Consider the following 22,133-nt stretch of genomic DNA (forward strand, 5'->3'; position numbering starts at 1 on the left):
GCAAAAAGAGAATCCTCGCATTCGCGAGGATTTCTAAAATTTATTTGAATTTCTTCTGATAAACGGTCTTTCCGGCGCTCTTGATTCGTACTACAAACGGCGTTTTTGCCAAGTGCGCGACAGGTACAACAGCAGAACCTTCAATGGAGCGACGCATCAGGAGTACGCCTTGCAAGTCGTGAATCGTGAGCTGTAGCGGCGCATTCCCAGACTGCGAGGACTTCCCGGACTGCGCGACATTCCACGCAGCATTCCCAGCGTTCACTAGCAGGTCTCCCCCGCTTCTCGTGACCGAGATTTTCCCAGCACCTTGCGCGACTCTTGCTGCAATTCGAGAATCAAAACTAACACTACCAGGATCCGGCTTTTCCGGTTCCACATACGGATGTTCCGGATCATCGACAATGACCTTGATATCGACCGTACTTTCGCAGCCATACGGATTCACGTACGTTCCCGTGTAAATGCCACTGCTCTGCCATTGCATATTCTTGAAACGCACTTCACGGCCCAAGTAATAGAAGTCATTCGGACCTTTCCAAGTCCAGCGGCCGCCATCGTACGGATGCGGGCCAATCACAAGCGAATCGCCGGGAATCACCTTGACTTCGGTTGTCTCATTCCATCCGCCATCGTGAATCTTGGCATACGGAATGATTGTACTAGCTTCGCACGAGCCGCCGGTGGCATTTTCAATAACCATGGTTACGATAGATTGAGCACCCGCCGTGACCGTAATTGCATTGTTCGTAACGTCAATATCAGAATCGGCTTTGAGCGCAGCCGGGAGCGTAAAGCGGTGGACTTTAGCCTTCTTGCCAATCGTTGCGAACTTGCTCAAGTCAAACGTGTATTTTGCATCGCTAGAGCCCGTATTCAGCACTACTAGCACAAGCGAGCTATCTTCACGGATGGCGGCAAGCGTGTTGCTATTGTCGCTATCGATAAAACGGGAACCCGGTCGAATAGCACGGCTAAACGCAGCATGCATATAGAATCGCGGCGCATAAGAGAATGTCTGCTTTTTATGGTCAACAGCAATGGTGCGCCAGTTCTCGGCAGGGTCTGAAAGTTGCCAATCGACCCAAGCGCTCGCATGCATATCGCGAAGGTCATGCAAAATCACATCCGCCATCCAAAGCGTAATATCGAGACTTCCACTGCGGTGGAGCGGTCCCGATTCTGATTGCCAAACGCGCTTGTCGGCAGCAAAAGCTGCATTATAAAGCTTGGCTCGAGAATCGTAGCCGGAATAGCTATGCGTATTCACTTGGAACATGTAGGAACGAGCTTCGGCACTGTAGCTATTGAAGCGCGCCAAGGCATCGCCAATGTTTGATTCATCGGCTGCACTCACAGAAGTTGCAGGGAACAGACCTTTCGCTTTAAGAGCCTTGCCGAGTTCCACAATCATTTCAGATTGCTTGTTCTTAAAGCCGCAACCTTCCTGGTCACCGTTAGCTTTCCACCAGCCTGCACTTGGCTCGTTGAACGGCTCAATCGTGCGGAATGTGATGCCCCATTCTTCCTTGAAGTGCTTGGCAACTTCGGAGAGGTAATCAGCGAAATCGTCAAAGTAATCGGACTTGAGATTGTCGGCGCCATTGACACCACCCGAAACGCAACCGCTGTTTGTCATCCACCATGGTGGGGAATTCGAAAAAGCTTCGAAAATCGGATCTTTCGCCATTTTTGCAAGAGCGAATGCAATGTTGCGCTGGTTCGGGTCCGCTGTCCAGTCGTAATCGCCTTTTTCCGTTGGCTTGTAGCCGGGAACCGCGGCTCCCCCATCGCCCTTGGTCAAATGGTTATGACCGGGTTGGTCGCCACCACCAATGTTATAGCGGAAAATATTATAGCCAAGACCCGTGTCCGGGTCAGCCACAGCGCCCAAAAGCTTCGTGTAGTTCGCCTTGTCCCAGCCGCCGGCGAGTTCTGCCCACCAGCAAAGACTTGTACCCCAGCCTTCAAAAAGCTGGTATTTTTTGCCCGGGTCCACGACGACCTTCGTCTGGGCGTAAGCAGCGCTGCAAGCGAGAGCCGCAGCCGTAACAAAAATCAATTTACTCTTCAATTTCTCAACCCCATGTCTCGGCACATTTCAAAATGCGCAGTTCATTACTCTATAAAAATCCATTTTTTTACGGAAAAGCGGACACCCCAACACAAAAATTTATTGACTAATTGTCATTTCCCGGCGTCATCGATAAAAAAGAACCCGCTTCGCAAGGAGGCGGGCTCTCGATATTCTTTTCTGTGGATTTCGCAGTCGCTATTTAGTCTTTTTTGGACTTGTGACCATAACCGTAACCATAGCCATAGTAACCGTATTTGCCATAATAGCCATAGCCGTAACCATGTCTGTGTTCGCAATGGTTCATCACAAAAGCCTTCGGCTTATCGCAATAGCGTTCCAAGGTCTGCATAGATTCCTTGATCATTTCCATGGAATGGCGACCGTAATGCAACACAACGAGTGCAAAATCGATCAACGGGCAAATCATGTAAGCATCCGTCACCATGTTGGTCGGCGGGGTATCAATAATAATGGCATCGTAATTCGGGCGAAGTTCTTCAAGCAACTTCTTAAGCATGTCGCCACGTAAAAGCTCAAATGCAGCCATTTTGAACTTGCCAGATTCCAAAATATCAAGATTCGGAAGGTTTGGACTTGTGATTTTAGCGTTTTCAAAAGCAACCTTTCCCATGAGGACATCAGCAAGACCAATCTTCGTAAAGCGGCAAGAAGCTTTTCTCATGTCAGCGTCAATATACAAGGTTTTCTTCCCAACCATAGCAAAAGTAGCAGCAAGGTTCGTCGAGACAAAGCTCTTACCAACACCCGGCATAATACCCGTCACCATAATCACCTGATGTTCCTTATTCGAACTGAACGAGAAATCAATAGCCGTAAGGATAGAGCGGATTGCTTCGCTAACAGGATCGGAAGGATCAGATTGAACGTGTGTTTTTCTGGTCTTTATAAACTTGTGGTTCAATTTAGAATCAGGACTTTCAGGAACCCTAGCGAGCACGCTTGTATTCGTTTCACGTTCAATTTCGGTAACGCTACGAACACCATTACGCATCATGCGCAGGAGGAATACCAAGAGAACGCCAAGCATAAGCGATGCAGCCACAGAGCAGATGATGATGTTCATCTTTTTCGGCTTGCTCGGAACACCGTTAATCTGGGCAAAGTCAACAATGCGGACGTTACCCACTTCACCAGCACGCACAACGCGCAACTGCTGGATGTTGTTCAACATGGTCGTGTAAATTTCGTTATTGACAGCCACATCTTCTTTCAAGCGAGCCACTTCCTGTTGCGTCAAAGGCATCTTTTCAGCAGTCTTCTTCAGCTTAGCAAGTTCTGCCCTCAAGCGATTCTGCTGGCGCACAAGCGTCTGAACACTCGGATGTTCTTCCTTGAACAAGCGCATAGCTGCCTGACGCTGCTGTTCCAATTCCAAAAGCTGTCTCTGGATTTCACTTTCCTTATTCAAGTGGGCGTGCGTTTCACCGGTCATATCCACAGAACCGATGCTGTAACGGTAATCCGCCAAAATCTTTTCGACACTGTCGAGTTTAGCCTTCACACCAGGGAGTTGCTTTTCCAAGAATTCAAGAGTCTTGGCGGCTTCGGCACTGCGCATTTCAACATTCTGGCGCAAATACGTCTTTGCCACAGAATTCAAGATAGAAGCAGCCCTATCCGGATAGCGATGGTTGTAGCTAGCTTCGATGATACCGCTCTTCTTGCCTTTTTCTGCAACCTTAAGCCCATTCTTCAAAGCAGCGATGGCACCCAACATGCCCGATTGAGAAAGGATAAATTCCTGACCCGGTTTTGCAAGCATTTTAGAAACGTGAATATTGAGAGTGTCACCAGCGTAAGCGGCCTTGTACATCTCACCGACTTTACCTTCCAAAATGACCTGTTCTTCAGGAGAAATGACTTCGTAAGTATTTTCATCAACAGCTCTAGCCATCCACTTTTCGGCACGAGCAAGTTCGGGGATATAGAGGGAATCCAAGTCCATGCGTCCCTCTTTGTGCGTAAAGCGATCGACAGCGCCAACTGGGGTTGCATTAAAGCAAAGGCGTTCTGCTTCGACAACATAGCTTAACACCATGCGGCTCTTGATAAGCTCAATTTCAGCATCAGCAGGGCTTGCCACATCAAGGATGGCACCCATTTCACCCATAGCCTTTGTTGCATTACCACTCTTTGCATCAATCTGCAACAAAATATCGCTAGTGTACTGCGGACGCAGCCAGTTCGCTATAGTATAACCGATAAGACCACCGGCTATAATAAACATTAGTAAGGTAAACTTTTTTTCTAAAAGGATTTGTAACGCTTCTAGCAATGTAATCGTATTAGCATCTTGCTGAACCTGGATCGACGCAGGAGCAATAACTTTTTGATCTTCTTTTTCAGGCATATGTATTCCCAAGACTTCAATAGGAGTATCTAAAACTCCCCAGTTTGTTTACCTTATTTAAAATTAAGTTTTTTTACCATTATTGTCATCTAAAAAAGCCTAACGCACTAACCAGACAATCTGTTAGTGCATTAGGCGTTAATTTTTTAGATAGAGTTTGTCACGTTTTATTTTGCAAACGGAACGAGTTCAACACGACGGTTCTGAGCTCTGCCAGTAGCATTGCTGTTGTCTGCAATCGGCTTTGCACTGCCGTAACCAGCAGCACGGAGACGATCCTTGGCAACACCCACCTTCACGAGGTAGTTAACCACAGCAGCGGCACGATTTTCAGAGAGCTTCAAGTTCTTCTTTTCAGAACCCTTGTTGTCAGTATGACCCTGAACTTCGAGGTTTGCTTCAGGAATCTTGAGCATGAGATCTGCAATATCATCGAGAGTGCCATAGCTGCTCTTGGTAAGCTTTGCAGAACCGGTCTTGAAGTTGATACCCTTCTTGAGCTGATCAAGGTCTTCCTTCTTGTTGATCGGGCAACCCTTTTCGTCAACGCGAACACCCGGGAGAGTATTCGGGCACTTGTCAATAACGTCGGCAACGCCATCCTTATCGTAGTCCGGCAAGCAACCAAGAGAGTCTACAGCATAGCCAACCGGAGTATTCGGGCACTTGTCCTTAGAGTCGGTAATGCCATCTCTGTCGGTATCGAGCAAGCAACCGTTAGAACCGACTTCCACACCCTTCTGAGTGTTCGGGCACTTGTCGAGGTAGTCAGGAACGCCATCCTTGTCAAAGTCCATCGGGCAACCAGCAGCGTTTACAGGAACGCCAGCCGGAGTGTTCGGGCACTGATCGAGATTGTCTGCAACGCCGTCCTTATCGAAGTCAAGCATGCAACCAAGAGAGTCCACAGTAATACCAGCAACAGTATTCGGGCATCTGTCATTGAGATCCGGAATGCCGTCCTTGTCGGTATCGATGCGAGCGAGAGAATCATTGTAAGCCTTTTCCAAAGCGATTCTGCGAAGATCTTCAACCTGGCAGCCATATTCATTGACCTGAGCACCCATCGGAGTGTGTGCGCACTGGTCAACATCATCCATAATGCCGTCACCATCGGAATCCTTCGGTGCGCTCTTAGCATCAAATGCGAAGCTCAAGACTGCGGCACCAGCAAAGAACGGAGTACCGGCATAACCGTAAGAAGCCTTTACGCCACGTTCGCCTTCATAATAGACGATATGGTCCTTGCCTCTCTTGACATCGTACTTGTGGTCAAAGCCCTGCGTAAAGACACGAGTTGCGACTTCGAGACCCACGCCGAATTCGATGTTATACGGGAGGTGGAAGCGGAAACCCGGAGTGATGAGCATCGGGTCCACCATCGGATCCATGTCATAACGGCCCTTGTCCTGCAAACGCATTTCTGCAGAGAATTCCAAGTACGGAGTCATCCAAGAAGTGACATTCCAGTTCACACCTGTGCTATAGACAAGCGTCTGGGTTTCAGCATAGCTAGCCGGAGCAACATAGCTTGCAGCCAAGTTCCAAGTAAGCGGAGCGCCAAGCTTGTTGAAATCGAAGGAGAATGCAAAACCTGCAGCAAAAGCCCAGTTATTTGCAGTGAACGGATGCGTGTAAGCCTTGCTGTTCAGGTACCAAGCGTGACGAGGGCGCACACCGGCACTCTGTTCACCCGTCGGAACATAAAGGTCGAGCAAAAGGGCGGTCTTGAAGAAACCGTCTTCTGTAGAAATAAACGGAAGACCGATCTTGGTAAAGAGATCCAAGTCACCGCGGCTAGTCGTCCACATGTTACCCTGACCACTCGGCCCCTTAGAGTTTGCATGGTCGTAATAAAGCGGGAGAGACAAACCGATGTCCACGATGTCCAAAATACCAACGCTAGCAAAGAAATTGCCAGAAAGCGATGCATCAGCATCGTTGAACGAATATCTTTTGCCGTTAGCTTCGTAGACACCACCACGAGAGAGTCCCCAAGAGCCAAACGTAATGTTGCCTCCTGTACCGAAGTTAACTTTCCACTGTCCGAGAGTATTTGCATTTATTTGATGCAAACCATCGGTGCCCCCCATGATCCCAGCCTGGGAAAAGGCTAGAGTCGCTGAGAAAAGAGCTAGCGAGATGACCTTTTTCATATTTTGATCCTTCTTGGTTTTTGTTTGTTTGGTTGTTAAGCTTTTTGTGCTGCGGGTTCAGAATTCTTCAGAATCGTGCTGTTGAACTTTTCTGGAGTCGTGAACGTCGGGACAATTTCATGCAGTGCGCTAATGGCAATTTCATCATTGTTCTCTGAAGCGGCACTCTTGAGTTTCCAAAGTTCATTGATGAACTTGGAAGTGTCAATATCAATTTGCTTACCGATGAAGATGAGCTTGTTCTTTGTCTTCTTCAAGCCTTCTTCGTTCATCAAAAGTTCTTCCTTGATCTTTTCACCCGGACGGAGTCCCGTGAACTTGATAGGCACATCCTTGTACGGCACCTTGCCATACATACGGATCAAGTTTTCGGCAAGCGTTACAATCTTAACCGGCATACCCATATCGAGCACAAAGATTTCGCCGCCATGAGCAATACTTGCGGCCTCGAGCACAAGGCTCACTGCTTCCGGTATAGTCATGAAGTAGCGGATGATTTCCGGGTGAGTCACTGTTACAGGCTTACCCTGTTCAATTTGGCGCTTGAACAGCGGAATCACACTACCGTTACTGCCAAGGACGTTACCAAAACGGGTTACCACGAATTCCGTGTTACTGTCCTTCTGCATAGACATAAAACGAACAATCATTTCGCAGCAGCGCTTGGAAGCACCCATGACATTTGTCGGGTTCACCGCCTTATCGGTACTGATCATCACAAACTTTTTGACATTATTGAACATGGCAAGTGTAGCCACGTTGAATGTTCCAATAACGTTGTTCTTAATTGCTTCCATCGGATTGTTTTCCATAAGCGGCACATGCTTATGAGCTGCGGCATGGAAAATCACTTCTGGATTGTAAGTCTTGAAAATTTGGTTCATGCGGAAATAGTCACGAACACTAGCGATGAGCGTTACAAGGTTCAAAGACTTTCCGTATTCCATCACAAGTTCTTGCTGGATGTCGTAAGCGTTGTTTTCGTAAATATCGACAATGATAATTTGTTTGGGATTATACTTTGCAATTTGACGAACAAGTTCACTACCGATACTACCACCACCGCCGGTCACCATACAAACTTTATTTTCGATGTAAGCACGGATGTCCTTGTTATCAAACTTGATCGGGTCACGACCAAGCAAGTCTTCGACCTTGATATCGCGAATCTGCGTTGCAAAGCTGGTCGAACCGTCTCCGACACTGGAAGTATCCAAAATCGTACCCACAAACGGAATGACCTTTACCGGAAGTCCGGTCTTACCGCACAAATCCATAATAGCTTGACGATCTTTCGGCGGGCAGCTCGGGATAGCAAAAAGGATCTGTTCAATCTGCTCTTGCTTTGCGATTTTTGGAATGTCGCTTGTCGAACCAGCAACAAGAACATCTTCGTACGTTTTACCGATTTTTTGACGATCATCGTCAATAAGGCAAACAGGATTAATCTTTGAAGCGTTTGATGTGGCGACGCCGTTTTGAGCATCCTTTACACTGTTCTTGATTTCGTTGAGCAAAAGTCTAGCAGCATTACCAGCACCGATAATCATGGTACGCTTTCTGATGGCTTCTTGATGTCCCGTATTGACCAAGGAAATGAAAGTTTTACGGAACATGTAGCGGAAAAGGCAAACGCCAAAGCTAGCGATAAGCGCTTGTGTCAAAGCGAACTGCCAATGCAGGTTACCGTTAATCAGATAGAAGAAAATGTGTGTTACCAAGAGACCGACAAACACGCCCTTAATGCAAGTGTAAAAATCATAACGGTTAAGATAACGCCAAAGCTTATTGTAGGCACCAAAGAAAAGCAAGCTGCTAAAGCACAAGATGACACTTAAAAAGAACAACGCCAATAAGTCAGCACGATCGATTGCGTTAGCGTACAGCGGCAAAGGAATGTTAGCGAACAATCCTGCAACAACAACAATAAAAGCGTCTGCAATCGCTAAAACGCGCTTGCGAATTCTAAAGTTCGAGAACAATCCCATCAGTTTGGACATGGCCAAAATACCTTTTTGTTAAAAACCTTTAACTTTAATCGGTTTCTTATGTTACAAAATAGTTATAAAAGGCTACCAGTGCAAGGTAGCACGTAGAAAAACAGCGCGAATATCTCCAAAAACTAGCTCCAGCTCATAAGAAATATGTTGTCCACTATAGTTCACAGAGGGCGCAATGGTATATTGGAGGGGTGCTCCATCCACAAATTTCTTGCGTTGAGTCTTATAAGGGTCGTTGATATCGCTACCATAATCCACCCCTTTCCAGAGCCACTTGTTGTGGAGACCAAAGAAAAAGCTCGAAGACGCATTCCAGAAAAGGCGGCTATAAAGCGTCCAATCCAAAGCCAAAGAGTTCGGTCCATTGGGGTTTCCGAGCGGGAGTCCAAGATGCGCCATTTGAGCCTGGGCGGTGTCGTAATGGCAGTACGTAAAAGGTTCAACTCGGGCAATTTCGGCAATTGTTCCTAATTGCAAAAACTTTCCATTTACTTCCATATCACGAGCGACCTGAACACCTAGCATGGCAGCCCAACGGTTGTTGCTATAGCGGTTCTGGTAAACGGCATAAGGCGATTCCATATCGTCCAAGAAAAATTCACCATAAATACGCGCCAACTTGAACAGCTGGATGTTCATGTCGATGGCAAGAGCACCGTTATTGACGCGTTCGGAATAGTTCCCTTTTTCGATAAACAAGGGGGCTATCGGGACAAACAACCAAGGCTTATTCTCATTGTAGAGGATCTGGATTTCAGAAATGCCCAACGTGAAATTTTTGAGAGCGAGCTCGTAACGATGAGCGTAAAGATTGCGGTCGTTCAAGTTGTCTTTGCTGTAGCTCCAGGACGTTACACGAAGATCCGCATACACGCTGTAGATGCGCAACGGACCAAAAGTAAGGTCTAACGAAAGCATATTGTACGGGAGCGCAAACTGGTTAAGCGAAAGATTGTTGTAGTATCCAGGACCCCAGTGCAAGACATCACGAGCGAGCTGAAGCCTTGCCCACGCATAATTCAAAGCCAAGTGAGCGCGGTAGCGGGAAAAACTCACATAGTCAATACCACCATCACCACGGTCCTTGCTCTGCACATCGAAAACTTCGTGGTCATAGCTCTTAGGTTTCTTGGCAGCATGCCCTTCGGAATAGATTCTTGCATCGAGGTCAAAGTCCAAGGAATCCGCAAAACCGCGAATGAAAAGCCCTCCATCAACCGCCGGCCAAATTGTATCTCCAAGCGCAGAAGAGGACTTGTAGTCGATTCCGAGAATCGGGCTTACAGCAATGGCGAACCTGTGCGAAGAATTGCTATCGCTTTCAAAGAAAGCCATCGCATTTTTATGATTCTTATAAAAATCTTTTTGGAACGTCGTATCGCGACGCGGATACGTGAAAAAATGATTTCCTTCGCCAACCGTCTGACGATGGTATTCAAAAAGCATCGGCGCGTAATCAAGCCCGCGCAAGTTGCGAGTGCGTTCGGCACCAACAACTGTAGAAAATCCGGTTTCAGCAAAAGAGGCGACAACCAGAACAAGAGCTGCAAGAATTGATTTCATTCTCCCCTCCACTTAAAATTTATTCTTCCGCGTCTTTATCGATGACTTCGGCTGCTGAATCTCCGCGAAGAGCGACCAGTCGTACACCATCAAGAGTCAAATACGGATCGTAAGTATCAATTATTTTGGTATGCCCAACGACTGTGCGACCCCAGCCACCCGTTGCAAAAACAGGGACATCCTTCTTGCCCATTTCTTGCTTAATCTTGGCGACTAACGTTTCGAGTTCAGCCATGAAACCAAACAGGAGACCCGCGCGGATAGCGTCGTCAGTATTGTTTGCGATGAGGCGCTTGGGCCATTCAATACTTACCGGCAAAAGGCGAGCCGCTTTTTCAGTGAGCACATCGAGACTAGCGCTGATGCCCGGGATGATAATACCACCAGCAAAGCCCCCATCCTTCATCACATCAAACGTTGTTGCCGTACCCATGTCAATGACGATGGCATCGGTGTATCCTCGTTCCTTGAGTGCAATGATATTGCAGAGACGGTCGGCACCCAGCGTACTTGGGTTCGGGTATGCAATCGGGCAGTTCAAACAGTTCGTCGAACTAACCACCTGTACCGGGCGCTTGAGAAGCGTCTGCAGAGCCTTGACCCACGGGCGCTCCAAAGACGGCACCACAGTCGAAAGCCCCACATGCGTCACCGCTTCTAACTTGATTTTTGAAAGATGGATTAGACCACCCACGCGATTCATCACCTCGTCCGAGGTCGTTTGCTTGCGAGTCGTAAGTCTCCAGTGATCTACAACTTTGTCGCCCTTATATATTCCAAGGACCGTGTGAGAGTTGCCTACATCAACAACAAACGACAAAGTATTCTTTAAATTCTTTTTCATTGCAAAAAAGATAGTAATAATCAATTAGTTATTGGTTAATGGTTATTGGTCATTGGTTTTTATAATCGCAGCATAGCTGCCAAATTAAAAACTAATAACTAAAGACTAATGACTATTGACTAGTTTAAAAAAAGCCTGTTTCAATTCCCGTGTCGCTTTTTCAGGATCCGCCGATTTCATAATGGCAGAAACGGCACAAATTCCTGAAATGCCAGAACCCTTGAGCACATCGATATTATCCTTGTTGAGCCCACCAATGGCATTCACTTTTATTGGCACAGCATTCACAATGGCTTTGAGAGTATCAACACTTGTGAGGATTGTGACAACTTTAGTAGTCGTCGGGTAAATAGCCCCCACACCAAGATAGTCCGCACCCTGTTCATAAGCTTCTAAAGCCTGAGGAACGGTCTTGGTCGTCGCCCCAATTATTTTATCTGCACCCATCAATTGACGAGCAATTTTTACCGGCATATCCGTCTGTCCGACATGCACACCTTCGGCGCCGATGGCGAGCGCCACATCAACGCGGTCATCAATAATCAACGGAATGTTGTAACGCTTCGTTACTTCATGAGTTGCAGCAGCAAGCTCCATGTATTCACGTGTCGAGCGGTTCTTTTCGCGAAGCTGGATAAGCGTAGCCCCGCCTTTACAAGCGGCTTCTACAGTAGGTAAAAAACGTTCAGCAGGCACACTCGTGCTATCGGTAATGAAATAGAGCGTTGTATCAAGATTTTTCATGTTTTTAAAGGTAGAAAAAAATAATCCATTTTGGAATAAAACAGCTTAAAGCTTGAAATCTGTGCAATTTCTCACGCTTATTACTTTTTTATCACGAAAATACGTCACATCCCAACTTACTTATCTATTTTTATAAAAAAACAAGGACGATAAGTCCTACAGACATATGGAGCGATATTATGAAACCGATGAATTCAAAGAGGGGTATTACCCTCATGGAGCTTATGGTGGTTATCGCAATTATGGGTATCCTATCCACCGTAGCTGTGCCGAAACTTTTTGGTTTTGGCGAAAAAGCTCGTGAAAAAATCGACTTGATGAAGCTTTATGACCTTCGAAACGCTATTAACTTAGCGCTTATTGAAGATAATGCAGCAATGGATGTTTACGATCCAGTCACTGGCGTAGATAGAGACGCATTCTCGAAAAAACTCAACTACGCGCAGTCGACTAATACAGGAGCAACGTTGTTCGTAATAGAATTGCATAAAAACACATCTATCAACGTTCAGGGAAAGCATAGAACTTTACCCGCAAATATCAACATCTGTGAAATGATCGGTGACGCAGGAACATTCTACAACGCCCTTAGAGACGCAAACTTTGAAGGAGTCGCTGAAATTATTGCAGAAAGACTTAATAAAAAAGATCCCGAAATTGAAGGAAACGATGTCTTCACAACAAAAAAGTTCAGAAATGGTACTATGGATATTTACAGAATGGCCCCGATACGAAAGCTTTTCCAAAGTAAGGCTCTAAATGTCGGAAAAATAGATGACAACACCCGTTATACACTTAGTTTACGTTGGTCAGACCCAGATAATCCCTACTCCCTTGAAGTGTACCTGCTTCCAAGCGGAAAAGATTGGCAAAGTGCATACAAGTCTGATTATGGTACATGCTTTTCGACTTACGGAAGAAAAGGCTGCAAAAATAGTAAATAGGAATAAAACAAGTATTTTCCTCCTCAACAAAACGCCCCGGATTTTTTCCGAGGCGTTTTCTATTGCGATATCGCTTGAAATTAACTAATGACTAATGACCAATGACTAACGGCTAGACATACAGATAGTCGTTTAAGACCGGCTGCATGCCTTCATTGCTCATATCGGCGTACATTTTGTCGATGCTGCGGCCGTCATTGATTTCGAACTGTTCATCGCCGCCTTCCCCATCGTCGTGACCACTGTATTTGCTTTCGTGGTCACCAATGCCGGTCGAGACGCCTGCGGAAATCTTCGTGGCGGCGATTTTCACGATGCCATTGCGGAATTCCTTGCTTTCGCGGCTCGAGACCGTGATGCCCACGAACGGGAGGAAAATGCGGTAAGCGCAAAGCACCTGGCAGAGTTCCTTTTCGTGAACGTCGAGCGGGCTGATTTTTTCGTTGTTCACAATCGGACGGAGACGCGGACAGCTGAGGCTCATTTCGGCATGCGGATACTTCTTTTGTAAGTAGTAAACATGCAGGGCACTGGCGAGAGCGTCACGGCGGAAGTCCGAAAGTCCAAGAAGTGCCGAGAATCCGCAGCCGCGCATGCCCCCCATGAGGGCACGTTCCTGAGAATCAAAGCGGTACGGGAATACGCGTTTGTGACCGAGCAAATGAAGTTGTTCGTAACGTTTGCGGTCGTAGGTTTCTTGGAACACCGTCACGTAATCGACGCCGCATTCATGCAGATACTTGTACTCATCGACATTCACCGGATAAACTTCGACGCCGACGAGCTTGAAGTACTTGCGGGCAAGCTTGCAAGCTTCACCGATGTATTCGACACTGCTTTTGGCGCGGCTTTCGCCCGTGAGTAACAAGACTTCTTCCATGCCACTGTCGGCGATGACCTTCATCTCATGCTCGATTTGTTCCATGTTCAACTGCATACGCTTGATGTGATTGTAGCAGTTGAAACCGCAATAGACGCAGTAGTTTTCGCAGTAGTTTGCGATGTAGAGCGGCGTAAAGAGGTAGACGTTATTGCCGAAATGGCGGCCAGTCTCAATCTTTGCCTTGGCTGCCATCTGTTCGAGGAACGGAGCCGCTGCAGGAGATAGCAAAGCCTTGAAATCTTCGATCGAGCAAGTGTCGTGCTGCAAGGCAAACTGCACATCGCGAGCGGTGTACTTGGAAGCATCGTAGCTTTCGAATGCATCAAGAACCTTGTCGCGGATGTCGGAATGAATCACTTCCATTCCCGGCAGGTATTCCATGATGTCCGTGCGGACAGACGGATCTGTTTCGATTCTGTGCTTGCGTTCTAGAGCCGCCGGCGAGAGATTTCCAGAATCAAAAAAGTAATTGTTGTCTTTGCGTTCGGCCATTTTAATCCCTCAAGAATCCTGTAAGCGGATCAGATGCCGATGCCCCACGAGAAAGCACACGACCAAGCCCAGCGAGGTAAGCCTTGCGGCCAGCTTCAATGGCAAGTTTGAATGCAGAAGCCATCTGCGTAATGTCGCCCGCTGTTGCAAGAGCGGTGTTCGCCATAATGGCAGCAGCGCCCATTTCCATGGTGGCGCAAGCTTCGGACGGTTTGCCAATACCAGCATCTACGATAATCGGGAGTTCGATTTCGTCAATCAAAATCTGGATAAAGTCTTTTGTGCAAAGGCCCTTGTTCGAACCAATCGGCGATGCAAGAGGCATTACGGCGGCAGCACCCGCATTCACGAGGTCGCGAGCCACGTTCAAATCCGGATACATGTAAGGCATTACGACAAAACCTTCTTTGGCAAGCGTTTCGGTAGCCTTGATGGTTTCGGCATTGTCCGGGAGCAAGTACTTGGTATCGCGCATGATTTCGATTTTCACGAAGTCGCCGCAACCGAGTTCACGGGAAAGTCTTGCAATGCGCACAGCTTCTTCGGCATTGCGAGCGCCCGACGTATTCGGCAAAAGCGTAACATTTTTCGGAATGTAGTCGAGGATGTTTTCGTGTTCCTTCGTGTTTGCACGGCGAACGGCAAGCGTTACAATTTGAGCGCCCGCATCCTTGACCGCAGCTTCAATGAGCTTGAGGGAATACTTTCCAGAACCGAGAATAAAACGAGAATCAAATTCATGACCGCCAATAACAAGTTTGTCAGAATTCATTTGCATGTCCTTTATGTTAAACTTCTAGACCGGCAATAATCCGGATAATCGTGAGCGCCTCATGCGCTGCGCAAATCTGCACGCGTGGAGCTAGGAGCGCAAGTCCTTGAGTCACATCGCTCTTGCCATCGCCACAGAGGTAAAAATGTTTTGAAATCTTACGCGTCTTGATGGAATTCGCATCGTCCGTGCCTGCCATTCCAGAGGCGGCAACGAGATATTTTTGCGGATACTTTTCAAGCACAGCGTTTACAAGCATCGACTTTGTTTCGGGATTGTCGAACGCTTCGCATACAACATCGGCGTTAGTCACGAACTTGTCGATGTTTTCTTCCGTGATTTTTTCCTCGTATGCTTCAAGCTCTGTGTACGGTGCTATTTCTTTCAAATTTTCGACGAGCGCAAACGCTTTAGGCTCTCCAACCTGAGATGCCTTGTACTGCTGGCGTTGCAAGTTCGTCACGTCAACACGGTCAAAATCCACGAGAATGAGCTTCTTAATGCCCGCGCGAGCGAGATTGATGGCGACATTTGAGCCGAGTCCACCTACACCACAGATGGCAACGGTGGCTTGTTCCAATTTTTGAACGATTTCTTCGCCTTGCTTTTGTACGAGTGCGCGTCGGAACTCTTCCCTGCTCGGGATTCGAACGCTTTCCATCACCCGCCTCCAACAAAGTTCACAACTTCGACGACATCCCCCGCTTCGAGGACGACCTCAGCATACTTTGATTTGGGGACGATTTCCAAATTGCGCTCAACGGCGATGCGTTTTGTATCGTAATTTGCGGACGCCAAATATTCGGCAATGGTCATGCCTGCCGCTGCGACGTTTTCACCGTTGATTTTGACTGGATTTGAGTTCAATGGAACCTCCCTACGTTGGCATTATCCAAATCAGGTTCGGTCGAAGTTTTCAACTTCCTCTCAGCCCGTTTTACGAGCTCCCGTAAGCGCAATAAAATTAACTATTGGAGATGTATTTGGCAACTAACTTGGGGCTTTGCCACGCTTTTTCTAAAAGCAAAAATGCCCCGCGAAGCGGAGCATTTTCAAAAGATTATGAGAAGTAAGATTACTTGTCCTTAGCAAATTTCTTAGAGGCGGCCTTGACCTTCGGATCGTTCTGAGCGTCCTTGATCTTCTGCTTGATACCATCTTCGATGGACTTCTTGAGCTTTGCGGCAAGGTTGGGGAAACGATCTTCCAGGGAATCACTAAAGACAGCCGGCTTCTTTGCAGCAGCAGGAGCACCACCCTTGCGCTTGCCGTTGAACGGGCGCTTTTTCTTGGACGGAGCCTTCTTTACTTGAGATTTTTCTTGGGATTTTGTTTCCTGAGGCTTAACTTCTTCTGTGGATTTGACTTCTGCTTCTTCTGCCATATATATACCTCTTGGAAAATTGTTTAAGTTGACGGGCGCAAAGATAGTAAAAAACTATGAAATTGCAAGTGAACACGCTATGGTCCTTAGTTATTAGTCAGTAGTCGTTAGCCAAATAGCCGTACCTTTTGAGGCTTCATCAACTATTGACCAATGACTATTGACTAGGTTCTAGATTCAATCCAATGCGCGAGGACGGTGATGTCGGCGGGGCGCACTCCGGGCACGCGGCTAGCCTGTCCAAGCGTAAGCGGCTTGTGGGCGTTGAGGCGCTGGCGGCTTTCAATGCTGATGGCTGTAATGGACATGTAATCGAAGTCCGGCGAGAGCTTGACCTTTTCCATCTTCTTCTGGTCGTCAATTTCGCGTTCCTGGCGGTCAAAGAAACCGGCATAGAGCTCTTCGGCATACATGTACCACTGGTCACGGCGCGTGATTTTTGCGTCTGGTGCCGCCACCTTGAAGAAGGTTTCGGGGTCGATTCCCGGACGGCGGAGCACGTTGATCCAGCGGGTGCGTTCGGAGGCAAGAGCCTGACCGCCCGCTTCAAGAATCGTATTCGCTTCTTCCGGCGTTGCGGACGTTTCCGTAAATTGAGTCTTGAGGCTTGCCATAAGGTCGCGGCGACGAGTCCAGTCTTCCCAATCGCGGTCGCTGATCATGCCAATCTTGCGTGCCTTTTCCTTGAGACGCATTTCGGCATTGTCACTGCGGAGGAACAGACGGTATTCCGCACGGCTAGTGAACATGCGGTACGGTTCATCGAGCAAAATGTTCACGAGGTCATCGACCATCACGCCGAGATAGCTTTCGGAGCGCCCGAGAATGAACGGTTCCTCGCCCTTGACCTTGAGTGCTGCGTTGATGCCTGCCATAAGGCCCTGCCCCGCTGCTTCTTCGTAACCGCTTGTGCCGCAGACCTGACCTGCAAAGTAGAGTCCGGGAACATTTTTGCATTCGAACGTCGGGTAAAGTTGCGTGGCATCGACGGAATCGTATTCCACAGCGTAACCGATTTGGAGCACTTTCGCGCGGGTAAGGCCCGGAATCGTATGGATGGCTGCAAGCTGGATGTCAGCCGGCAAGCTCGAGCTGAAACCGTTGATGTACACACGCCCGATGTCAGCCTGTTCCGGTTCAAGGAACAGCTGGTGCCCGTCGCGGTCGCCAAAACGGTTGATTTTATCTTCGATACTCGGGCAGTAGCGCGGGCCCTTGCCGTGGATACGGCCGCTGAACATCGGGCTATCCTTAAAGCCACTGCGCAGAATATCATGCGTCTTGATGTTTGTGCGCGTAATCCAGCAGACGCAATCATTGCGGATAAACTTGTTAACTTGGTCTCCCCAGAATTTGTCGGGAGTAGCACCATCAAAATGGCGGTCGCTCATCGGCCACGGGTGTTCGTCGCCATGTTGCACATCGCACTCGTTAAAGTCGATAGAATCCGGATCCAGGCGGCTCGGCGTGCCTGTTTTTAGGCGGCGCAGACGGATGCCGTTCTTTGCCAAACATTCCGAGAGTTTGTCTGCACTCGGCTCGCCCACTCGCCCACCGATGCTCGTTTCAAGCCCGGTGAACATCTTGGAGGCAAGGAATGTTCCGCTCGTCACCACAATCGCACGTGTGATATAGCGGTCGCCATTCAAAAGCGTGAGTTCCAATCGACCGTCGTTCATACGTTCAAACGATGCAAGTTCGCCTTGAATCAGCGTGAGTCCCGGCAAGCTTTCCATCGTCTCGCGGGCAACTTCACTGTAATACTTCATATCGCACTGTGCACGCGGTCCCCAAACGGCAGGGCCCTTGCTCATATTGAGCATGCGGAACTGGATGCCAGCCTTGTCAGTCAAAAGCCCCATGAGACCACCGAGAGCATCGATGTCGCGAACAATTTGGCCTTTAGCAACGCCACCGACTGCTGGGTTGCACGACATTCTGCCGATAGCATTCAAATCCATCGTGAGCATGGCGGTTTTGACACCAATCTTCCATGCGGCATGCGTAGCTTCAATACCGGCGTGACCACCACCGACGACGACAACATCAAATTCTGCGATAATCATAGACTTTTCTTTTGCGATTCAGGCGATATGCGATTTTTCACGCAATTTAGAAATTTATAGGGCTTTCGGCTATATAAAAACGCACTACAAAAAGAACGCATCCCGCGTTACGAGATGCGTTCAAAGGCTATACCGGAACAACGCCCGGCACAAGAAAATTTGGCTTACTTCTTTGCCTTAGCGGACTTGGCGTCCTTCTTGGTTTCCTGCTTTGTTTCAGGAGCCTTGGCGGAATCAGCAGCCGGCTTCTTGACTTCGATCTTCCATTCAACGTTCTTGCCGTTGAGGAGTTCTGCGATTTCCTTCTTCAGGTCATCCTTTTCCTTTTCGAAGGCAGCATACTGCTTGTAAGAGCCATCCGGATTCACGAGATAGACCTTCGGAACGTAGCCATCGCTGTAAAGTTCACCGAACTGGCGAGATTCGTCCCAAACGACGCTAATCGTTTCATCGAACTTGGCATCGTCGATAAAGCGACGGATACCCGGTTTGTTGTTTCCACCGCTAGCGATAGAAACAGTCGTGAGACCCTTCTGAGCAAATTCCTTTGCAATTTCGAGAATCTGCGGAGCGGCATGTGCGCAGTGACCGCAAGTTGCAGAGAAGTAGAACATGAGGAGCGGCTTGCCAGCAAAAGCGCTCAAGTCTTCGCCCTTCACCGTAATACCGGAAGCCTTCACGCTGAAGTTCATCTTAGCAGGCATGCCGTTTGCAAGCGTATCACCACGGAGGGAAGCGACTTCAGCTTTAAGCTTTTCTTCTTCAGCCTGCTGCTTCTTGGTCATTTCTTCACGGATTGTCTTCAGCTTTTCGTTGTAGCGATCGCCGACAGCCTTCAAAGAGTCATCCGAAAGGACCATCTTGAACGTCGTGTCGCGAACGCGCTTGCCAGCATCGCGAATACCGAGCACAAAGTATTCTCCATCGAAATCCGTCTGGAATTGGCGACCAATGCTATAGAACTGGTTACCAAACTGAACACCGACGAGGTAGGAGAACTTCTGCTGCAAAGAAGCATCCAAAGTGAGTTTTACATTAGCGTTAGCAACAGCAGGAGCCGGAGTGACCGGTAAAGCCTTGCGGAGCGAATCAACAAGAGCGCGGCGCTGTTCGTCACTCAAATCCTTGGCGGTAGAATCCGGTTGCGTCTTGAAATAGCGTTCACGCATTGCATTCTGGATTTGTTTGCTAACAGAAGCAAGTGTATCCTGAGGGAGCTGAAGCTTTGCGCTCGTGTCTTTCAAGTTTGCAAGACCATCACGGAAACCCTGAACCGTAGCATCTTCGTCGATGCCTTCACCAGACTGCCAAGGAAGATTGGCAAAATTCTGAAGGCCGAACTGGGCACCAAGCATGTATGCAAATTTTTGGTCATCTGCAGAATCCAGAGCGATAGCAGCAGCTTTAGCAACTGGTTTCTGGGCTTCGCCACAAGCAACCAAGGCAAGGGCTGCAGCACCAAGAGCAATCTTTTTCAATTTCATTTTTTTAGACTCCTAAGTCAAAAAATCATTAGGAATGCACCCATTCCTATTTTCGCGTGTTAATATACATATTTTTAGCGTAGGGAATCACGGACAAAACCTTTTTGGGGCGTTCCTTCGAGCACTTTGAACGAAGTTGAACCGATAACAGCCCCATCCTTGTAAGCCGTTTCCACACGGTATGCCCCTGCGAGGATATTTTTCTTTTTGGAATAACTTCGATAACCAGCATCTCGCCCACCCCGAATAACCATTCGGTTCGAAGAAATCTTGTCCGTCAATTTAAACTTTCCTGTGGATGGTTCTTTGTAATACCATCGAAATTCAACAGGAGCCTTGAGTTCTGCCGGGCCATAAACCGAGGACATGAAGTAAATTTCATCGCCATCTTCTTTGTGAATAGTCGACTGAGCAAAACCATTGCGTTGCCAAAAATTGAGCCTGTCGGTATCGCACGAGTACGTTTCGTTGTCAAAATTTTTACAGACAATTTGTTGTTTCACGATTAGCGGAACAGGAGGAATCCAGTTGGCTAAATACGCTATGGAAAGGACCAGACTAATCGTTATGGGTGCTATGAGATTCCGTTTTTCATGCTTTGATTTAAACCAAAGTAAATAGCAGATGAAGACCGAAACTATCGTGCTGAAAAAGAACCAAAACGTCCCCATCTCATGAACCAAGTGCGGAATTAAAAAATTGAAGAACATCGTCCCAAGTAGACAAAAGAACGCAAGACTTACTCCAAATTTTTCATATTTCTGTTTCAAAAATTCGTTACCGACAAGAAGCGCAATTAGGAATAAAACGATGGTAAAAGACGCGATGGAACCAGAGCTTTTGAAATAGCAAATGACAAGTGCGCTATAAAGGTTCCCAAAACAAAACTGCACAGCCCAAGTCAATCGGTCAACCCAAGAAGACGGCCATTCACGATTTAAAACTCTACTGAAAAATGATGGAAAGTCGTCGTGTTCATCATCTTCATTGATTACACTTTTTGTCGCAATAAAATAAATCGAAACGAGAGCCACTAGATAATAGAACGACAACAAAATTAAGTCTCTTCCATAAACTTTATGCCCAATGGTCATCGAGTCCCAGCTGAACCCGCCCAAAAATGCAATCGCCGGAATGAACTTTTCGATTTTTTGTACCGCGGCTTTTTCCCGCAAATGGTTTAAAAATTCCATGACCGTAAGATACAAAATTATAGGAGAACCTGTCATGGAGCATGTGGGGATCCTATATGCAACGCATGCAACAAAAAATTAAAGTGGGAAAAGCAAAATTACTCTAAAAAGCGCTTCATCATCTAAAACAAGCTAAATTATAAATGTTATCAAAAAAGGAGAAATTCATGAAAAAATTTGTTTTGTTGCTTTTGGGGTTAGCAACTTTAATATCCGCAGAAACATTTACGGTTCATTTCCTAATTCCTAATGATCAATGCTGGATAGAGTCAGGAGCCGGAATTGTAATCAGTAGCGATGGGAACTTACAAGCCATGCAGAAAGACGAAGAATATCCTGGTTGGTATTCGTATAGTTGGGACAAGGCTGATTTGCCAACCTCCGTACTTTTTTACTGCAATGAGGATAAAGCTTTAGAACACCCTATTGGTTTAAGTAAAATTGGAGCTGATACATTAATTGCTTTTGATGTCAAGTTTCTTGCAGAAGTTTTTGATTTCGGAAACGCCCAAATCAATGCGCTCTATTATGTTCCTGATGAAGAATACTACGGAGATTACCTTTGGGGGGAATCTGGTAATTTAACCGATGAAGATCTTCGTCCGCACTGCTACTACACGAAAAAGACAGTTATTCCCGATCCGCCTTATGAATACCCATTCAAGGCAACTGAAGTTTATTACAGCATACTCAATACTTCAGGCGACACCATCCAAACTGAAAAACAAATGACATGTGATGAAAATGAAATTGTGCGTTTCTGCGGTGGAAACATTACGATTCAAACAACGATGTTTCCTGAAGGTGAATACAAGCTCGCTGCAAGAATAAGTATAAATGGAGAAGAATTCGATAAAACCATAAAATTCGTCTCGAAAAGTGATAACGAAACATTGGATTTAAAAGGACCAAGCAAATCTGTTTCGCAAATCAAAATTCATTCTTCAGGCTTGCAAATTCAAATTTTCAGTTCGGAACCGAATGTGTTTTCCGTATTCAATTCCAAGGGGCAAACAATCCAAAAAGGGCGCGTCAATGGTTCAACGAATATCGCCATCATGGCGCCGGGCACCTATTGGGTTAAGGTGGGTTCAGAGACTCGCCGAGTGCAAGTTTTCAATTAGTTTTGATTTGGAGAGCGCTTGTCCGGTAATGGCTTT

General features: G+C 47.2%; 17 protein-coding genes and 1 riboswitch. Of the genes, 2 read left to right on the plus strand and 15 right to left on the minus strand.

The genetic code is table 11. The features are described from left to right. Nucleotides 1–40: 40 nt before the first annotated feature. From BUC30_RS07315 to thiE, 7 genes are all read right to left on the minus strand, one after another. Nucleotides 41–2,074, minus strand: a complete 2,034-nt coding sequence (locus BUC30_RS07315; RefSeq protein ID WP_073424234.1) for a glycoside hydrolase family 30 protein — start codon at nucleotides 2,072–2,074, stop codon at nucleotides 41–43. 202 nt (nucleotides 2,075–2,276) lie between these two features. Further along, on the minus strand, nucleotides 2,277–4,448 hold the full coding sequence (locus BUC30_RS07320) for a polysaccharide biosynthesis tyrosine autokinase (protein WP_073424235.1): 2,172 nt from the start codon (nucleotides 4,446–4,448) through the stop codon (nucleotides 2,277–2,279). A 167-nt stretch (nucleotides 4,449–4,615) separates the two neighbouring features. Further along, nucleotides 4,616–6,604, minus strand: a complete 1,989-nt coding sequence (locus BUC30_RS07325; protein ID WP_073424236.1) for an OmpA family protein — start codon at nucleotides 6,602–6,604, stop codon at nucleotides 4,616–4,618. A gap of 35 nt (nucleotides 6,605–6,639) precedes the next feature. Then, nucleotides 6,640–8,604: a polysaccharide biosynthesis protein gene (locus tag BUC30_RS07330; RefSeq protein ID WP_244536539.1), complete on the minus strand. Its 1,965-nt coding sequence runs from the start codon at nucleotides 8,602–8,604 to the stop codon at nucleotides 6,640–6,642. Between the two features lie 72 nt (nucleotides 8,605–8,676). Further along, entirely contained in the window at nucleotides 8,677–10,167 is a 1,491-nt protein-coding gene (locus tag BUC30_RS07335; protein ID WP_073424237.1) for a hypothetical protein, read from the minus strand. A 19-nt stretch (nucleotides 10,168–10,186) separates the two neighbouring features. Further along, the gene (locus tag BUC30_RS07340; protein ID WP_073424238.1) at nucleotides 10,187–11,011 is read right to left on the minus strand and encodes a type III pantothenate kinase; all 825 of its coding nucleotides are present in this window, start codon (nucleotides 11,009–11,011) and stop codon (nucleotides 10,187–10,189) included. Between the two features lie 105 nt (nucleotides 11,012–11,116). Beyond that, entirely contained in the window at nucleotides 11,117–11,755 is a 639-nt protein-coding gene (thiE, locus tag BUC30_RS07345) for a thiamine phosphate synthase (RefSeq protein ID WP_073424239.1), read from the minus strand. Nucleotides 11,756–11,934: 179 nt separating this feature from the next. Between thiE and BUC30_RS07350 the strand changes: the two genes are divergently transcribed. After that, nucleotides 11,935–12,699: a type II secretion system protein gene (locus tag BUC30_RS07350; protein WP_073424240.1), complete on the plus strand. Its 765-nt coding sequence runs from the start codon at nucleotides 11,935–11,937 to the stop codon at nucleotides 12,697–12,699. A 112-nt stretch (nucleotides 12,700–12,811) separates the two neighbouring features. Here the strand turns inward: BUC30_RS07350 and thiH are convergent, their stop codons facing one another. From thiH to BUC30_RS07390, 8 genes are all read right to left on the minus strand, one after another. Next, nucleotides 12,812–14,074, minus strand: coding sequence for a 2-iminoacetate synthase ThiH (thiH, locus tag BUC30_RS07355; protein WP_073424241.1), 1,263 nt, complete (start codon nucleotides 14,072–14,074; stop codon nucleotides 12,812–12,814). A 1-nt stretch (nucleotide 14,075) separates the two neighbouring features. After that, nucleotides 14,076–14,846, minus strand: a complete 771-nt coding sequence (locus BUC30_RS07360) for a thiazole synthase (RefSeq protein WP_073424242.1) — start codon at nucleotides 14,844–14,846, stop codon at nucleotides 14,076–14,078. 16 nt (nucleotides 14,847–14,862) lie between these two features. Next, the gene (thiF, locus tag BUC30_RS07365; RefSeq protein WP_073424243.1) at nucleotides 14,863–15,507 is read right to left on the minus strand and encodes a thiamine biosynthesis protein ThiF; all 645 of its coding nucleotides are present in this window, start codon (nucleotides 15,505–15,507) and stop codon (nucleotides 14,863–14,865) included. Continuing rightward, complete coding sequence (thiS, locus tag BUC30_RS07370) at nucleotides 15,507–15,713, minus strand: sulfur carrier protein ThiS (protein WP_014545015.1); 207 nt, start codon at nucleotides 15,711–15,713, stop codon at nucleotides 15,507–15,509. Before thiS ends, thiF begins: the two co-directional genes overlap by 1 nt. Continuing rightward, a riboswitch (TPP riboswitch) is annotated at nucleotides 15,704–15,807 on the minus strand. (Overlaps the previous gene by 10 nt.) Nucleotides 15,808–15,921: 114 nt before the next feature. Continuing rightward, nucleotides 15,922–16,230 carry a hypothetical protein gene (locus tag BUC30_RS07375; protein WP_014545014.1) on the minus strand — a complete coding sequence of 103 codons (309 nt, stop codon included), beginning with the start codon at nucleotides 16,228–16,230 and terminating at the stop codon, nucleotides 15,922–15,924. 164 nt (nucleotides 16,231–16,394) lie between these two features. Further along, nucleotides 16,395–18,296: a tRNA uridine-5-carboxymethylaminomethyl(34) synthesis enzyme MnmG gene (mnmG, locus tag BUC30_RS07380; RefSeq protein WP_073424244.1), complete on the minus strand. Its 1,902-nt coding sequence runs from the start codon at nucleotides 18,294–18,296 to the stop codon at nucleotides 16,395–16,397. Between the two features lie 164 nt (nucleotides 18,297–18,460). Then, nucleotides 18,461–19,780 carry an FKBP-type peptidyl-prolyl cis-trans isomerase N-terminal domain-containing protein gene (locus BUC30_RS07385; RefSeq protein WP_073424245.1) on the minus strand — a complete coding sequence of 440 codons (1,320 nt, stop codon included), beginning with the start codon at nucleotides 19,778–19,780 and terminating at the stop codon, nucleotides 18,461–18,463. 74 nt (nucleotides 19,781–19,854) lie between these two features. Then, nucleotides 19,855–20,973, minus strand: a complete 1,119-nt coding sequence (locus BUC30_RS07390) for a DUF2914 domain-containing protein (protein WP_073424696.1) — start codon at nucleotides 20,971–20,973, stop codon at nucleotides 19,855–19,857. 167 nt (nucleotides 20,974–21,140) lie between these two features. Between BUC30_RS07390 and BUC30_RS07395 the strand changes: the two genes are divergently transcribed. Continuing rightward, nucleotides 21,141–22,097, plus strand: coding sequence for a hypothetical protein (locus tag BUC30_RS07395; RefSeq protein WP_139260808.1), 957 nt, complete (start codon nucleotides 21,141–21,143; stop codon nucleotides 22,095–22,097). Nucleotides 22,098–22,133 lie beyond the last annotated feature (36 nt).

It is taken from the genome of Fibrobacter sp. UWB7 (genome assembly GCF_900142945.1).
Classification (GTDB): Bacteria; Fibrobacterota; Fibrobacteria; order Fibrobacterales; family Fibrobacteraceae; genus Fibrobacter.

Coding starts and splice junctions, on each gene's coding strand:
- BUC30_RS07325 (WP_073424236.1), bottom strand. CDS start 6,604: ATGAAAAAGGTCATCTCGCTAGCTCTTTTCTCAGCGACTCTAGCCTTT.
- BUC30_RS07375 (WP_014545014.1), bottom strand. CDS start 16,230: ATGGCAGAAGAAGCAGAAGTCAAATCCACAGAAGAAGTTAAGCCTCAG.
- BUC30_RS07335 (WP_073424237.1), bottom strand. CDS start 10,167: ATGAAATCAATTCTTGCAGCTCTTGTTCTGGTTGTCGCCTCTTTTGCT.
- BUC30_RS07330 (WP_244536539.1), bottom strand. CDS start 8,604: ATGTCCAAACTGATGGGATTGTTCTCGAACTTTAGAATTCGCAAGCGC.
- mnmG (WP_073424244.1), bottom strand. CDS start 18,296: ATGATTATCGCAGAATTTGATGTTGTCGTCGTCGGTGGTGGTCACGCC.
- BUC30_RS07350 (WP_073424240.1), top strand. CDS start 11,935: ATGAAACCGATGAATTCAAAGAGGGGTATTACCCTCATGGAGCTTATG.
- BUC30_RS07360 (WP_073424242.1), bottom strand. CDS start 14,846: ATGAATTCTGACAAACTTGTTATTGGCGGTCATGAATTTGATTCTCGT.
- thiE (WP_073424239.1), bottom strand. CDS start 11,755: ATGAAAAATCTTGATACAACGCTCTATTTCATTACCGATAGCACGAGT.
- BUC30_RS07395 (WP_139260808.1), top strand. CDS start 21,141: ATGAAAAAATTTGTTTTGTTGCTTTTGGGGTTAGCAACTTTAATATCC.
- BUC30_RS07385 (WP_073424245.1), bottom strand. CDS start 19,780: ATGAAATTGAAAAAGATTGCTCTTGGTGCTGCAGCCCTTGCCTTGGTT.
- BUC30_RS07390 (WP_073424696.1), bottom strand. CDS start 20,973: ATGGAATTTTTAAACCATTTGCGGGAAAAAGCCGCGGTACAAAAAATC.
- BUC30_RS07320 (WP_073424235.1), bottom strand. CDS start 4,448: ATGCCTGAAAAAGAAGATCAAAAAGTTATTGCTCCTGCGTCGATCCAG.
- BUC30_RS07340 (WP_073424238.1), bottom strand. CDS start 11,011: ATGAAAAAGAATTTAAAGAATACTTTGTCGTTTGTTGTTGATGTAGGC.
- thiH (WP_073424241.1), bottom strand. CDS start 14,074: ATGGCCGAACGCAAAGACAACAATTACTTTTTTGATTCTGGAAATCTC.
- thiF (WP_073424243.1), bottom strand. CDS start 15,507: ATGGAAAGCGTTCGAATCCCGAGCAGGGAAGAGTTCCGACGCGCACTC.